Genomic DNA, 14,665 nt, shown 5'->3' with positions numbered 1-14,665 from the left:
CGAGCCGAATCCTTGTTCGTACTATCGCTCCCATGAAACGCACCAAGCCCCGGGACGCGACGATAACCCCCGGTGAACCGGCGGCCCTGTACTGCCGAATATCCCAGGCGGACGACGACGACCAGACCGGCGTCGACCGCCAGGAGCGCATCTGCCGGGAGATCGCCGAGCGCCGGGGCCTGGTCATCGATCCTGCCCACGTCTTCGTCGACAACAGCCGCTCGGCGTGGAGCCGAGGCCGTAAACGGCCGGGCTGGGACCAGCTCCTCGAACACGCCGAGCGCCGCGAATTCCGGCACATCATCGCGTACCACCCGGACCGGCTGATGCGGCAGCCGCGAGACCTGGAGGAGCTGCTCCGCGCATCCGACGAGCACGCGATCACCCTGCATGGTGAGGCGAACCGGCGGGATCTGTCGGACCCCGACGACCGCTTTATCCTGAGGATCGAGGTCGCGCACGCCTGCCGGTCGTCGGACGACACATCCCGGCGGCTGAAGACGGCGCTGAAGGACCGTGCCGAGACCGGCCTGCCGCACTCGGGAAAGCGCCGCTTCGGTTACGAGGCGGACGGGATGACCATCAAGAAGGACGAGGCTGAGATCGTCCGCGAGGTCTTCGACCGGTACCTCAAGGGGCAGAGTCCGAGCGCGATCGCCCTCGTCCTCCACAAGCGCGGCATCAAGACCGTCTACGGCAAGGAGTGGACGCAGGGCACGGTCCGCGCGCTTCTCGACTCCCGACACGTCGCCGGCATACGCATGCACCAGGGCAAGGAGGTCGGTCAGGGGAAGTGGCCCGCGATCATCGAGCCCGGAATCTGGCAGGAGACTCGTGCCCGGCGCGAGTACCGCTCCGCCGTTCACCAGACCAACCTGGAGCTGCGCCGCTTCTACCTGCTGCGCGGCCTTGTCATGTGCTCGCGCTGCGGGACCCTCATGTCCGGTACGAAGGTTGGCGCGGTGCCCTCGTACCTGTGCACCCGCAAGAGTCGCAACGGACCGAAGAAGTGTGTGCGCCGCATCGCGGCGGTGAAGCTGGAGGAGTTCGTCACCGAGGCGGCGATCGACCTGCTCGGCAGGCTCACCATCTCCGGCAAGCTTGCCTCGACCTCGCTGCCGGACAGCGCGACGGACTCGGTCGAGGCCGACCAGCAGCAGCTGGTCGAGCTGAACCAGATGTGGACGGAGAAGGAGATCACGACGGCGGAGTTCCGCAAGATGCGGAAGGACATCACGGACCGCATCGCCAAGGCGCAGCGCCGCCTCGTCGTACGGCCGATGAAGCTGCTCGACGGGCTGACCGGCCCAGGCGCGAAGGACGCGTGGTACGCCGACGACATGACGGACGAGCGGCGCAACGCGGTGCTGCGGTTCCTGTTCTCGGGCGTGATCATCGATGCGTCGACCAAGCCGAGCGGGGTCTTCGATTGGGATCGGATCGCCATCGAGCAGAACCCGCTGTAGCTGGCTGCGGGTCACCCCGGAGGCCGGGTGCCCGGGGGCGGGAGGGGCAACATAGCCGACGATCGCCGGTTACCCAAACCGGGGATTCTCCGGACTATAGGTCGTGCCGCGCGGGGCTGGCCTGCCAGTCCGCCTCGTTCGGCGTGCGCTGCCCTGGGTGTTGGAGCACCCGGGGGCCAACGGCGCGTCCGACCGACCGCCCATGAACACCGGCGGTGCCGAGCCTGCCAGTTCGGCACCGCCAGCGAGGACCCGCGCATGCAGCAGCCTCCGTCTGATCACCCGCTCTCGCCGCGCCCTGACCGCGCGCCGGGCCGCCGCCAGGCTCAGGAGAGGGCCCGGGAGCAAGCCCTGGCCCGTGTCTGCGAGGGATTTCGGACCACGATCAGTCCGCACAGTGCCGCGAGGCTGGCCGACCTGATGTCGGCCCCCGCATACGCCACCGCCGCGTAGAACGCACTGGAAAGGGGAGCGGCCCCCGGTGTTGGAGCACCAAAGGGGCCGGACGACTCCCAGATGACCGCCCATAAACGATCTGTCTCGGTGCCAGGGCCTGCCAGCCCTGTACGGCGCCAAGTGAGGAAGTTCTGTGTCCCAGGGTACGTTCACCCCTGCCCACCCCGCATCCCCGCAGTCCAGCGCCCCGCGCGAGCCCGGTTGGGGTGGCCCGGCCGTCCCGTCGCACGATTGGGAGGCCGAGCAGGCGGTGCTGGGCGCCTGCATATTCCAGAGCGCGGTCATCGACACGGTCCGCCAGGTCCTGGAGCCGGGTGACTTCTTCCAGCCCGCGCACACCACCATCTGGCACGCACTCCTTGAGCTGCGGAAGCAAGACGCGCCCACCGACCCGATCGCGCTGACCCACCAGCTGCGGTCCACGGGCGACCTGACCCGTGTCGGCGGCCCCGCGTATGTGCACACTCTCACCGGGGGCGCAGTGGCTGGTACCGGCGCCGAGTACTACGCCGAGATCGTGCGCCACCACGCCGACCTTCGGGCTCTGCAGGCCACGGCGGTCCGTGCCCTGCAGGGTGCCACCGCACCCGGAGCCGATCCAGCCGAGGTCCGCGGCCTGCTGACCGCCTCACTGAACGACGCCGCAGACCGGGCCCGCCGCAGTGCGGGCGGGCGGCTCCAGCGGTACGCCGTGGACGGCTGGTCCTTCGTCGCCGACACCCCGGCGAGCACGGTGCCCGTGTGGGGTCTGCCGGGGAAGGCGGCCTGGGCATCGGGCGAGAGCCTGATGCTGGTCGGCCCACCTGGGGTGGGGAAGTCGACCATCGCCCAGCAGATCGTCCTGGCCCGCCTCGGCCTGCTCGCCCAGGTTCTCGACATGCCCGTGCGGGAGGGCGAGAAGGTCCTTTACATCGCCGCGGACCGGCCCAGCCAGCTCGCCCGCGCCTTCAACCGCGTCGTCCACGAGACCGACCGTGACATTCTGCGCCGACGCCTGGTCTTCTGGTCTGGCCCGCTGCCCGCCTCCCTCAACACCGAGCCCCAGCTGCTCGCCGAGCTGGCCGCCGAACACGGCGCGGACACCGTCGTGATCGACAGCCTCAAGGACGTGGTCGGCAAGCTCACCGACGACGAGGCCGGCCTCGCCTACAACAACGCCCGCCAGCAACTGCTCCGCGGCGGCGTCGAGCTGCTCGAACTCCACCATCAGCGCAAACAGGGCCCCGACGCCTCCCGCACCCAGCGCCCCGTCCTGGACCAGGTCTACGGCTCGGCGTGGTTCACCGCAGGCGCCGGAAGCGCCCTCTTCCTCAGCGGCGCGGCAGGCGACCCCGTGGTCCAGCTCCACCACCTCAAGACCATCGACGACGAGATCGGCCCGTTCCCGGTCCTCCACGACCACCCCCGCGGCCTCTCGCACGTCGACACCAGCCTCGACCCGCTCACCCTGCTACGCCAGGCCGGTGTCGACGGGCTCACCGCCCGCCAGCTCGCCGCGCAGACCACCGGCGAGGCCAACCCCCGTCCCGCCGACCTGGCCAAGGCTCGACGCCGCCTGGAGGCCCTCGCCAAGAGCGGCCACGCCGTCCAGGAGACCGGCAGCGGCGGCGGAGCCGGCGGAGGCCAGGCCACCCGCTGGAAGGCGACCGCCCGCCACATGACCGCCGTCTCCTGACCCTCCCGCCTCGCGTACGCGCTGCCGTAGGCGCACTCGACCGCCGAGGGCTCCTACGTGCCGCCCACACGGCGTATGAGTCACGCGAAACCGCAGTTCAAACGCTTACGCATCGCCGTACGGCGCATCCACACCCCAGTGCCTACGCGCGGCCCCCTCCTTGGAGAGGGGGCCGCGTAAGCGCCCCGCCGCGGTCGCCACCCCCCATCCGCTTCCCTCTCACCTGGGAGACCCCTGCATGCCCCCTGCGACCTTCGCAGCCCTGGCCGCCCCGAGCGGCAGCACCTCGCTCCTGCCGACCTGGGGCACCTCCCCCGCCGCATCAGCGGTACTGCTCGCGCTGGTGTCTTTCGCTCTGTTCGCCGCGTGGAGGAGTCGGCGGCAGCGCCGACAGACATCCGGCGCCAACCGGCGGCGCGCGAGTGTCGCGGTGCGGGTTGCTGCCGTGGCGGCGGTCGGCTGCACCGCCTACAGCGCGGACACTAGCTGGCGGTTCGCCGCCGACTACCTGGACATGGGCAACGTCGTCGAGCGGACCTTCATGTTCGCCATCGCCGAGGTCGCCCTGTTCGCCATGGCGCTGATGGCCCGCGAGAACCTCCATGGCCCCGAACGGGCAGCGGGTCTGCCCGGCGTCCTGGTGTGGGTGATCACCGGAGCACAGATCATCCCCGCGTACGCCGAGTTCGGGCTCGTCGGCGGCACGGTGCGGGCCCTGATCGGTCCGGTCATGGCGGCGATGCTGTGGCACCTGGCCATGGGGATCGAGCTGCGCCGTCGCACTCCTGATGCCGCCTCGCGCAGCCTGGCCGCTGTCCTCATCCGCCAGGCACGTGAACGACTGCTGGCCCGCCTCGGCATCGCCGACCAGGACGCGGACGCCGCCCGCCTCATCCGCGAGCGTGCCCTGAGCGAAGCCGTCACCCTGATCCTGCGCACCGAGGCGATGACCGAGAAGAAGCGCGGAGAGTGGCGCGGGCGACGCCTGGCCAAGCGCCTGCACGAGGCGCTGGAGCGGGCCGACGTCGACGGCGATCCGCTCCAGGACGACCTGCTGCTGCGCAAGCTCGCCACTCGCCAGCAGGCTACCCGGCTGGCCTCGCTCCCACTGCCCGAACGGTGGGAGACGCCCAGTGCCCCTGTACTCAAGGCCCGTACTGCCGCAGCCAAGCGGGCACAGCCCGCGCGCCCGGAGGGCGTGTCGAATCCGGGCGATGAAGGCGTACGTCCGTCAGACCGCCCGGAAACCACTGCCCGCGAGCGATCCGCCGCTGAGGAAGGCGCGGAGGCGAATGCGGGCGTAGATGCGGGCAAGGAGTCGGGCCCGAGACGCCTGGGTCGCAAGCCCGACCTGCCGCGGGATGCCCTCATCGCGTACGCGGAGCGCATCTACCGCGAGACGGGCCGCCTCTCGCGCGACGCCCTCAAGGCAGCCGTTCGCGCCGACGGCCACCAGGTCGGCACCGACCTTGCGCAAAGCGTCGTCAACGCGGTCAAGGCCGAGCACCAGGACTCCGCCCGCACAGGCCACCCCCACTGAGCTCTGCCCCCTCACCTCCAATAACTACCCATCACTGAGAGGCCCTTCTGCCATGCCCCGTTCGACCTCGTCCGCCTGTACCTGCAACTACGACCCCTACCCGGACTGCACCGCTCCGGAGCACGACGAGATGAGCGCGCTGCGTTGTGCCATCCTCACCCTGCTGGACCAGGGCCGATGGATGGTCGGCGACGACATCCCGCTGCCCGAGATCCTATCCGGCGGCGGCGACTACTTGCGCCGTCTCAGGGGCACCGGTGACGGGATCCCGGTGCCCGCCCTCGAGCACTGGGCCTGGCTGGAGGCCGAGCTGCGCCTGGTTGTCGCCCGCGCCGCCGGGCTCGATGCCGTCAGCACCCTCGACCCGCGTATCGATGTCGTCCTGGCTGAGGCCGCCCGTCTCCCTGAGTTTCCACTGGTGGATCTGCTCGACCGCGCCGCCGAGCAGTTCGCCGAGCCCTGCAATCGACCGCGCACCGCCTGAACCCACCAGAACCCCGTAACCCGCCCCAGGACAAGGACACCCCGTCGTGCGCGACCCGAACCCCGAAGACCTCAACACCCCTTCCAGGGCAGGTGAAATGAGCCCTGCCCCAGGCGGAGCAAGCAATAGCGATGGACCGTCCGCAGGCCGGTCCATCGCGGACTCCTCCGCCCCAGGGGTGGCGGAGGAGCAACTCCGGCACGAGGGCGTGCCGGAGCGGGAGCGGGTGGGCGCCGACGAGCAGCCAACGCTTCCCACCCATGGGGCCAAGCAGCGCACGCCGCATCGCCGCGCGAACCTCGATGCGCAACGTTCCGAGCACGTGACCGCCCGCTTCGCCCCGCACGAGAAGCACGACATCCAGTCTTCGGCGCGAGCCGAGCACGTGACCATGGCCCGCTACATCGCGGATGCCACCATGGCCCGCGTCCGCGGCGAGATCACCGTCGCCGCCGAGCGCACCGCGTACGACGACGCGATCGATGAGCTGGCCGCGATGCGGGCGCAGATCGCCCGGATCGGCAACAACGTCAACCAGATCGCACGCCGTCTGAATGCGGGCGGTAATCCACACCCTGTGGATGCCGCGATCCTTCAGCGGGCAGGCCGACTGCTTGGCACCGCCCAGGACACGGTCCGGGCGATAGACGACGCCGCCTTCCGGGCAGCCGGGCAGAAGGCGGGCAGCCAGGCGTGATCGCGAACATCGTCAAGCCGGGCAGCAACACCTACGGCGTGGTGGCGTATCTCTTCGACAAGGGCCGCGCCAACGAGCACACGAACCAGCACATCGTTGCTTCCTGGGATGGCTTTATCCCCGACCCCGGCCCCTGGGACAGCCCCGGCCACAAGCAGCGCCTCGGCCAGCTCGTCAAGGCACTGGATCTGCGGGTGAAGCAGGCCGGCGACCGCGCGCCCGAGGGGCATGTGTGGCACTGCTCGGTGCGCGCCGCACCCGAGGATCGCAACCTCACCGACACCGAGTGGGCCGCCATCGCCCGGCGCATGGTGCACGCCACCGGGATCGCACCCGAGGGTGATCCGGACGGCTGCCGTTGGGTCGCAGTGCGCCACGCAACCGATCACATCCACATCGTCGCCACGAAGATGCGTGGCGACCTGCGCCCGCCGCGGAACTGGAACGACTACCACTGCGCCATGACCGAACTCACCAAGATCGAGAAGGACCTCGGCCTCACCCAGGTCCCCCGCGGCCGCGAGGCCGCCGCCGGCACCCCGGCCGCGAAGCGGCCCACCCGCGCCGAGCAGGAGAAGGCCAAACGCCTCGGCCACGACAAGGCGGTACGCGAGCGGCTGCGGCACACTGTGCGCACCGCGCTATCCCACGCGGCGGATCTGGACGAGTTCTTCAATCTGCTCGCCGATACCGGCCTCCAGGTCGAAACCCGCACCCTGCCCTCCGGCGACCTGCAGGGTTACAAGGTCGCCCTCCCCGACGACACCACAGGCGGCGGCAAGCCGATCTGGTACTCCGGCTCCAGCCTCGCCACCGACCTGTCCCTGCCCCAGATCCAGCAGCGCCTGGCCGCTGCCGAACCCTCCGCTCCTGAGCCGTCGTCGTCCGGGCTGCGTCGGCCAAGTCCGTGGCACCAGGCCACCGCGGCCACCGAACGCATCCCCCACCACCTCGACCACGCCGACGACACCACCGCCCAGGCCCACCTGACCGTCTTCGGCGAAGTCCTCTACGCCCTGCCCGCCCACGCCCCAACCCCTCACCTACGCGCAGAACTCCACCGGGCCGCCGCCGCGTTCGAACACGCCGCCCACACCCGCGCCCGCACCGACCACCAGCACGCCCGCGCGCTACGCGGCGCCCTCAAGGCCATGCGCTACCAGCCCGCCGACCACACGGGCCTGGCCATGCTGCTGGACGCAGCCATCCTCGTCGTCCTCGCCGCCCAGCGCCGCAGCGCGCTGCGCCACCACGACCGGCAGCTCGCCGCGGCCCGCCAAACCCTCATCCACCTCCAGAACGCCTACAACCACACCGCCCCCACCACACTGACCGCCCTGGCCCAGCACCGCCCACCCGAGGCCGCTGTCCGCCGGTATGCCCGGCACGTGCACGAGGTCCTGCCCGCCCACGCCGAGCAGATCCTCGCCGAGGACGCCTGGCCCGCCCTAGCCGCCACCCTCGCCGCCGCCGAGCACGCCGACCACAAGCCCGCCACCGTCCTCCAGCAAGCAGCCCGCCAACGCCCCCTGGACGACGCGAACTCCGCCTCCGAGGTCCTCGTCTGGCGCATCCAACGCCTCGGCCAACGCCACGCCCCCGGCAACCAAGCCCGCGCCGCGCGCCCCGGCAGCACCCGCCTCTCCCGCACCCGGCCCACCCCGCAGGCCACTACGGGCACCACTCACCCGCACACGCCGACGACATCCCGCCCGCACCGGTCGCGGTAGCCCCCTGACCCCAAACACACAGCGGGACCCCGACACTCACGCCGGGGACCCGCTACTCACGTTGCTTGAATCAGTCTCCGTTCAGGCCCTGAACGCTCCGGATATTCAGGGCCCGAACGGAACGCTCCTTGCGGCGTACTGTCGCACCGCGGCTCACGCTGCCGAGCTGGCCCGCGTCTTGCGCGCTCAGCGACGACGTACCTGCTGATCCTGGCATGCCGCCAATGACAGCCTCGGTAAGCCAGAGCGCGCCGTAGGCGATCATCACCGTCCCACCACGGCCGGAGCACTTCATCCATTCCCCAAGGGAACACGCTGCCCGTTCCCTGGAGACACGGCCCGCTTGTTCCCTGAGGGAACGAGCCTCGATCGTGGACACGTCAGCGTGCAGCCCCAGCGCGAACAGGATGGCGTTCGTGCCTCCAGCCCTATCGGACACGCCTCCCAATAGCCAATCATCGCCATGTTCACGCCATCTGATTGGGATTTCCAGCGCTGCCTCTATGGCGGTCAGTACGGTCACCTCCGTGATCACAGATTGATCTACGGCGATTCGCTCTCACGGAGTTGACGGGAGAGTGATCGGCTCTGGGAGGGGACTGTGATAGCTGCACGCGCTCGTCTCGCTCGTATCGGAGTGTGTCTGACGGCGGCCTGGAGCTTGCTGCTGGCTGGTACTGCGGAAGCGGCTCCAGTGGAGCAGCGAAGATCTGAGGCACCGGCGAAGGTTTCGAGAGCGAGACCCGAGCCAGCCAAGGCCCAGAAGCCGATGCAGCTCAAGGAGCGGCGCGCGCAGGTAGCGAAGGATCGGTTCCAATCGACGGTTCCGGCAGCGGGGGCTAAGCCTGAGCCGACGGTGTCAGCGAGTGCTGCCCCGTGGGGGACACCGCAATTCCTGATCATCACCGGCTCGGAAGGATCGAAGAGAGCGCAGATAGGGCCAAAGCTGGGGGACACGTTCAAGGGTCAGGTGTTCACGGGGGAGAAAGTTGTCGCCTCGACCCTGATAAGGAACTCGGACCAGAAGAAGAAGGAAGGGGGAGGTCTCAGAGACTGGATCGATGTCCAGCATCGGGTGAAGGTCACTTGGTCGGTCCAGTGTGCTGGCCACAGGGAAGATTTTGATCTCGGTCAGGAGGTGATGACCCACTCTGGGATCTGGGCGTATTACAACAATCCGACGGACGAGCCCATCGTCACATTCGAGGCCACCGTCGACCCCGAGCAATGCTCCGGCTACTTCGCGGACCCGACGTTCGTCATCATGGTCCACGCCACGGTCGTGGATGTCGAGGGCGGGGGAACAGGAACACACCCCGCGGACGCACATGTACTTGACGCCATCCCAGACGGCCAGACTCACGGCTGCGCCGATCCGTGCGCTTCCTCGTCAACCGGATTCTCCCAGCCGCAGGCACGGCGCGGCACTTCGGTGAACACGGCCACCGGGGCCTTCTCTGAGATGTTCCGGGACAGCGCCCAGCCACTGTCTGGAGGCGGACTCGCCCTCACCCGCAGCTACTCCTCAAACAACGCGGCAGCCGGGTCCTTCGGAAAGGGATGGACTGCCCCCTGGGACTCACATCTCACGACCAGCCCCGAGGGGCACGTCACGTTCGTCTCCGAGAACGGCTCTGAATACCTGTACCGCAAAGACGGTTCAACATTCATTGCTCCTGTGACCAGTCGGTCAACGCTGAAGCAGTTGGACAGCGGCGGATACACGCTGGCGACTCCCCGCCAGCAGACCCTCACCTTTGACGCGGATGGTCGTCTCACGTCCTCCAAGGACCGCACTGGCCAGGGCATCGAGTACGGATACACGGATGGCCGTCTGACCTTGATCACCGACTCTTTCGACCGAGTCGCCAAGGCCACGTACAACGGCGATTTGCTGACCCGGGTCGATTTCCCCGACGGTCGGTACACCGCCTACGGCTACACCGGTGGACGACTGACAACGGTCACCGCGCTTGACCAGTCGAAGGTGCACTACGGCTACGACGACGAGGGCCGACTCAACTCGGTTCAGGACCCGAACGGGAACTACTCGGTCCGCAACTCATACGACTCCCAGGGCCGCGTAGTGAGGCAGAGCGACGCAGCCGGAGAGGTCACAACCTTCTCGTACAAGGGCAATGAGACCGACACCGTGGCTCCTGACGGCGGCGTATGGACGGACATCCACACCGGGAACATCCTCACCGCCCAGTACGACCCCTTCGGGAACAAGACGTTCTACAACTACGACGGCCGCGCCAACGTCTCGCGGATCACCGATCAACTCGGCAACGCGACGGACTTCTCCTACGACGGCAGCGGCCACCTCACGAAGACCACCACAGCCGAAGGCGCGAGCTGGAAATACACCTACGACACGGACGGGAACGTGGAGGAGTCCACGGACCCCGAGTCCAATTCGACGACGTACGCATACAACTCGAAGAATCTCCTGACGTCCGTCACAGACGCTCTGGAGAGTGCGGCAGAGTTCTCTTACACGCCTGTTGGTCGGATCGCCTCGGCCACTGGCCCACTGGGGCGAGTTACGCGGTATGGGTACGACTCCCTGGGCAACCAGACCTCGGTGACCTACCCCGACGGTTCCCGCGTCACGCAGGAGTTCGACGCGTCGGGGCGGGTGGTGGCCCTGACCGATCCGCGGGGCAACGCCGACGGCGCCGACCCTGACGCGTACACCACCTCGTACACCTATGACGACGGCGACCGGCTGCTCACACGCACCGACGCGAAGGGCCGCAAGTTCACGCGGACCTACGACGCCGTCGGCAACCTGCTCACTGTCACCGACGCGGCAGGCGGGACCACGAGTTACATCTACGACGCGGCCAACCGTCTGACAGAGGTGAAGGACCCCGCGGGCAACACGATCACTCAGACGTACGACGCCATGGGCCGCCTGACCTCCCGCACGGACGCGGCCGGAGGCAAGACGACCTACAGGTACGACAAAGCCGGGCGCGTAACGTCCATGACGCCCCCTCGCGGCAACGTCAGCGGCGCCGATCCCGAGCAGTACACGTGGACCTACGGCTACGACAAGACCGGCAACCAGATCACCGCGACCGACCCGCTCGGCAACACCACCGCCACCGCCTATGACGCGGACCACCGGCCGATCTCGGTCACGGACCCGCTAGGCAACACCCAGAAGTCGAAGTACGACGACATGGGCAACATCGTCGGAACAACGGACGCTCTGGGCAGGACGACCGTCCTCACCTACGACGCCAACAACCAGCTCGTCTCGGTCAAGGACCGGGGCCGCGACACCGTCATGTACGGCTATGATGCCTCCGGGAATCTCACGTCCGAGACGTCACCCTTGGGCAACAAGACCACCTACGGGTACGACGTCAACGGCAGACTGACCAAGGTCGTGGAGCCGCGCGGCAACACCGAAGGATCCGACCTGACCCAGTACACCTGGCACACCTCCTATGACCAGGCCGGGAACGTCGTCAGCCGCACCGATCCTCTCGGGAACAAGACCACGCGCGCCTACGACGCGGTGGGCAACGTCGTCGAGCACGCTGACGCCCGCGGTAAGAAGACGGCGTATGCCTACGACGCGCTGGACCGCATCATGAAGATCACCGCACCAGACGGCGGCGTCACCACGCTGGGGTACGACGCGCTCGGCAACATGACCTCGCGCAAGGACGCGAACCAGCACGTCACGACCTATGGATACGACAAAGCCGGTCGCCTGACGGAGATCACCGACCCGCTGGACCGCTCCACCTCCTACGCCTACGACGCGGACGGCAACCGCGCCAAGGTCACCAACGCCCGCGGTCAGACCATCACCAGCACTTTCGACGCCCGAAATCTGCTCACCAAGACCACCTACTCCGACGGCACCCCCACGACGAGCTACGCATACAACGCCGCGGGCCAGCTCAAGACCATCACGGACGGTTCCGGCACCCGCACACTGACCTACGATGCGGAGGGCCGTCCGCTCACGATCAGCTCCCCCGGTGCCGCCAAACCGTTCAAGTACGCGTACAACTACAACGGCACCATCAAAAGACGCACCTACCCCGACGGGCGCGTCACCCGCTACGCCTACGACGCGGACGGCCGCATCACCGGCCAGACCACGAACAGCAAGACCACCACCTACGGCTGGGACGCCGCCGGCAATCTCACCTCCACCAAGCTGCCCACCACCACCGCGCGCACCGAGACCCGCACCTACGACAGGGCAGGTCGCCTGGCCTCCGTCTCGGAAGACGCCGGCGCTCGGCACTACACCCGCGACGCAACCGGCCGCGTCACCAGCGACACCTACAAGGACCTGGCCAGCACCGGACTGTCCACCCGGTACGCCTACGACGACCTCGGCCGACTCCTCCGGGAGTGCACCGACACCATCGCCACCAGCTCGTGCCTCAACGGGACGACGGGCAGCACATACTCCTACGACCAGGTCGGCAACCTCATCAAGGACGCCGACGGCAAGTCGACCACCACCAACACCTACGACGCTGCCGACCAACTGACCAAGAGCACCACCGGAACGAGCACAACCGACTTCGCCTACGACGCTGACGGCAACCGCACCAAGGACGCCGACGGCACCTACGCACACGACGCACTGGGCCGCATCAAGTCCGCCACCCTCGGCGAAGACACCTTCACCTTCATCTACGACGCCGACGGCAACCGCACCGCCTCCCACAAGAACGGTGACCTGGCCCGCACATCACGCTGGGACGTCAACAACCCGCTGGCCCAGATAGCCACCGACACCAACGCCGCAGGCGACCTACTCGCCGACTACCACTACAACCCGCACGGCATCGCCCAGTCGATGGACCGCGCCGACGGCAGCTTCTACTTTCTGCACGACCGCCAGGACTCCGTCACCTCCGTCCAGGACTCCGCAGGCAACAAGACATACGAGTACGACTACAGCGCCTGGGGTGAAGCCACCGGCAAGGCCACCGTCCCCGACGGACAGAGCAGCCCCTTCGGCTACACAGGCCAGTACAACGACCAGGAACTCCCCGGGCGTCTGCAACTACGAGCCCGCAGCTACGACCCCGAAACCAAACGCTTCACCACACCAGACCCCATCCCCACACCGGCCGACTCCCCCAACTCCTCGCCCTACGCCTACGTCAACAACGACCCCGCCAACCTGGCAGACCCCTCCGGCCTGTGCCCATGGTGCTTCAACGTCGGCATAGGCGCACTCTTCGGCGCTGTGGTCGAGGGCGGCATCTACGCCTGGAACAGCCGCGACAACGGTGACTTCTCCTGGGGCGGCCTGGCCAAAGCCTCGGGCAAGGGAGCACTCACCGGAGGCATTGCGGGCTTTCTGATGCCCGGCTCCGGCAACGTTGTTGCCCGCGGGCTGGGTCTCACCGGCGGCCGGGCCGTCGCGACCTCCACAGCCGTCAACGCAGCCGTCGGCACCGCCTTCGCCTACGGCGTCAACAAGGTGAACTGCCGCCCCACCGACCCCTGGGACCTTGTCATCGGTGCCGCAGGCGGAGGCAGCAGCAGCCTCATCGGGCCCGCATTCACCTGGATTCGAGGGCTCTTCCCGCCACGCGTCCAGGTATCAGCACACTCGGGACTGTCAGGAAACGCCTTCCGAGCACTCAGGGATGGCGAGAGCCCCACGGGTATTCACCGTCCGGGAGCAGACCCCAATGTGCAGCCCTGGAGCCATGTGATGGGGCACGATAATTCACCATGGATATCGCTTACCCGCGACCCGCGCATCATGTACAACATCTATGGTGAGGGGAGCGGCATCGCTGGCCGCGGCAGCAACGGATACATTGCTGTCGACTTGAGTCGCGTTACCTCGGATACCGTAAATGCTGCTGCCCATCTGGAAGTTCCCGACCACATCAGGGATCTCGGCCTGGAGCTTGGCGAGACGGCCTTTCGCGACAAGGAAATACTCGTCAAATTTAGTCTGCATGGCGATGCCATCTTCAGGTACTGGCCTCCGGGTACCAGCCTGGACCAGATCATCCGGGACATCGGATGACTCCCACAGGCAGGAGCGCATCGATGAACGCAAGAGACGAAAGCCAGACTGCCGACCACTGGCAGGTGAAGCATGGGGACGTCCTCATCGGTAAGCTCTTCCCGGTAGCCGCGGACCAGCCCTGGACAGTCTGCCGGTTCGAGCCAGAGGATGGCTGGTGGGCTCTGCAGCCGCTCTTCGAAGCCCAGTCTGAAGCGAGACGACTGGGCTTCCCCGAAGACAAGGTGTGGGCTATCAAAGCCGTTCGCGACCTGGGGATCGAGTTGCACCCCGTGAACAGCGGAGAAGTGATCAGACCCATGCTGATCTACATCACAAACGAAGAAGCAACCTTCCGCCCGTAGCCCGCTGCTGGCCGCCCACCAGGTTGCTGACACGACTGGCTGGCAAATGCGGGCCGGTGCGTGACATCGGCCTTCAAGAGCGGATCATCAGGGCCAGGATGAATCCAAGCAGTAATGCTGCTGAGACGTTCAGCTCAATCGGCAGCTCGCTTCCGTCCCGTCCGGTGTTACGAGCTCCCTGGCGACGAGGGCCGAGGCGATGTACGGACGGATCGGATGGCGACCTCCTCCTCCATGGC

The 14,665-nt window shown here is 67.8% G+C and carries 9 protein-coding genes; 8 read left to right on the top strand and 1 reads right to left on the bottom strand.

Annotation, left to right across the window (positions count from 1 at the left end):
* Positions 1–32: 32 nt before the first annotated feature.
* The 6 genes from ACX6XY_RS27245 to ACX6XY_RS27220 all read left to right on the top strand — a co-directional run bounded on the left by ACX6XY_RS27245 (position 33) and on the right by ACX6XY_RS27220 (position 8,048).
* The gene (locus tag ACX6XY_RS27245) at positions 33–1,466 is read left to right on the top strand and encodes a recombinase family protein (protein ID WP_460336270.1); all 1,434 of its coding nucleotides are present in this window, start codon (positions 33–35) and stop codon (positions 1,464–1,466) included.
* A 589-nt stretch (positions 1,467–2,055) separates the two neighbouring features.
* Positions 2,056–3,597 (top strand): DnaB-like helicase N-terminal domain-containing protein, encoded by a 1,542-nt coding sequence (locus ACX6XY_RS27240; protein ID WP_460336267.1) that lies wholly within the window; start codon positions 2,056–2,058, stop codon positions 3,595–3,597.
* A gap of 238 nt (positions 3,598–3,835) precedes the next feature.
* Entirely contained in the window at positions 3,836–5,137 is a 1,302-nt protein-coding gene (locus ACX6XY_RS27235; RefSeq protein WP_460336264.1) for a hypothetical protein, read from the top strand.
* 52 nt (positions 5,138–5,189) lie between these two features.
* Complete coding sequence (locus tag ACX6XY_RS27230; protein ID WP_460336261.1) at positions 5,190–5,621, top strand: hypothetical protein; 432 nt, start codon at positions 5,190–5,192, stop codon at positions 5,619–5,621.
* 178 nt (positions 5,622–5,799) lie between these two features.
* Positions 5,800–6,318: a plasmid mobilization protein gene (locus ACX6XY_RS27225; protein WP_460336258.1), complete on the top strand. Its 519-nt coding sequence runs from the start codon at positions 5,800–5,802 to the stop codon at positions 6,316–6,318.
* On the top strand, positions 6,315–8,048 hold the full coding sequence (locus ACX6XY_RS27220; RefSeq protein WP_460336255.1) for a relaxase family protein: 1,734 nt from the start codon (positions 6,315–6,317) through the stop codon (positions 8,046–8,048). The genes ACX6XY_RS27225 and ACX6XY_RS27220 overlap by 4 nt, the downstream gene beginning before the upstream one ends.
* A 70-nt stretch (positions 8,049–8,118) precedes the next feature.
* Here ACX6XY_RS27220 and ACX6XY_RS27215 read toward each other — a convergent pair whose 3' ends face one another.
* Entirely contained in the window at positions 8,119–8,571 is a 453-nt protein-coding gene (locus ACX6XY_RS27215) for a hypothetical protein (RefSeq protein ID WP_460336252.1), read from the bottom strand.
* A 246-nt stretch (positions 8,572–8,817) separates the two neighbouring features.
* On the opposite strand from ACX6XY_RS27215, the gene ACX6XY_RS27210 reads away from it, so the two are divergent.
* Positions 8,818–14,082 (top strand): RHS repeat-associated core domain-containing protein, encoded by a 5,265-nt coding sequence (locus ACX6XY_RS27210; protein WP_460336249.1) that lies wholly within the window; start codon positions 8,818–8,820, stop codon positions 14,080–14,082.
* Positions 14,083–14,105: 23 nt separating this feature from the next.
* Positions 14,106–14,426: a hypothetical protein gene (locus ACX6XY_RS27205; protein WP_460336246.1), complete on the top strand. Its 321-nt coding sequence runs from the start codon at positions 14,106–14,108 to the stop codon at positions 14,424–14,426.
* The last annotated feature ends 239 nt before the right edge of the window (positions 14,427–14,665 follow it).

The organism is Streptomyces sp. O3 (assembly GCF_054788135.1).
This window is presented reverse-complemented; position numbering and strand designations above follow the sequence as displayed.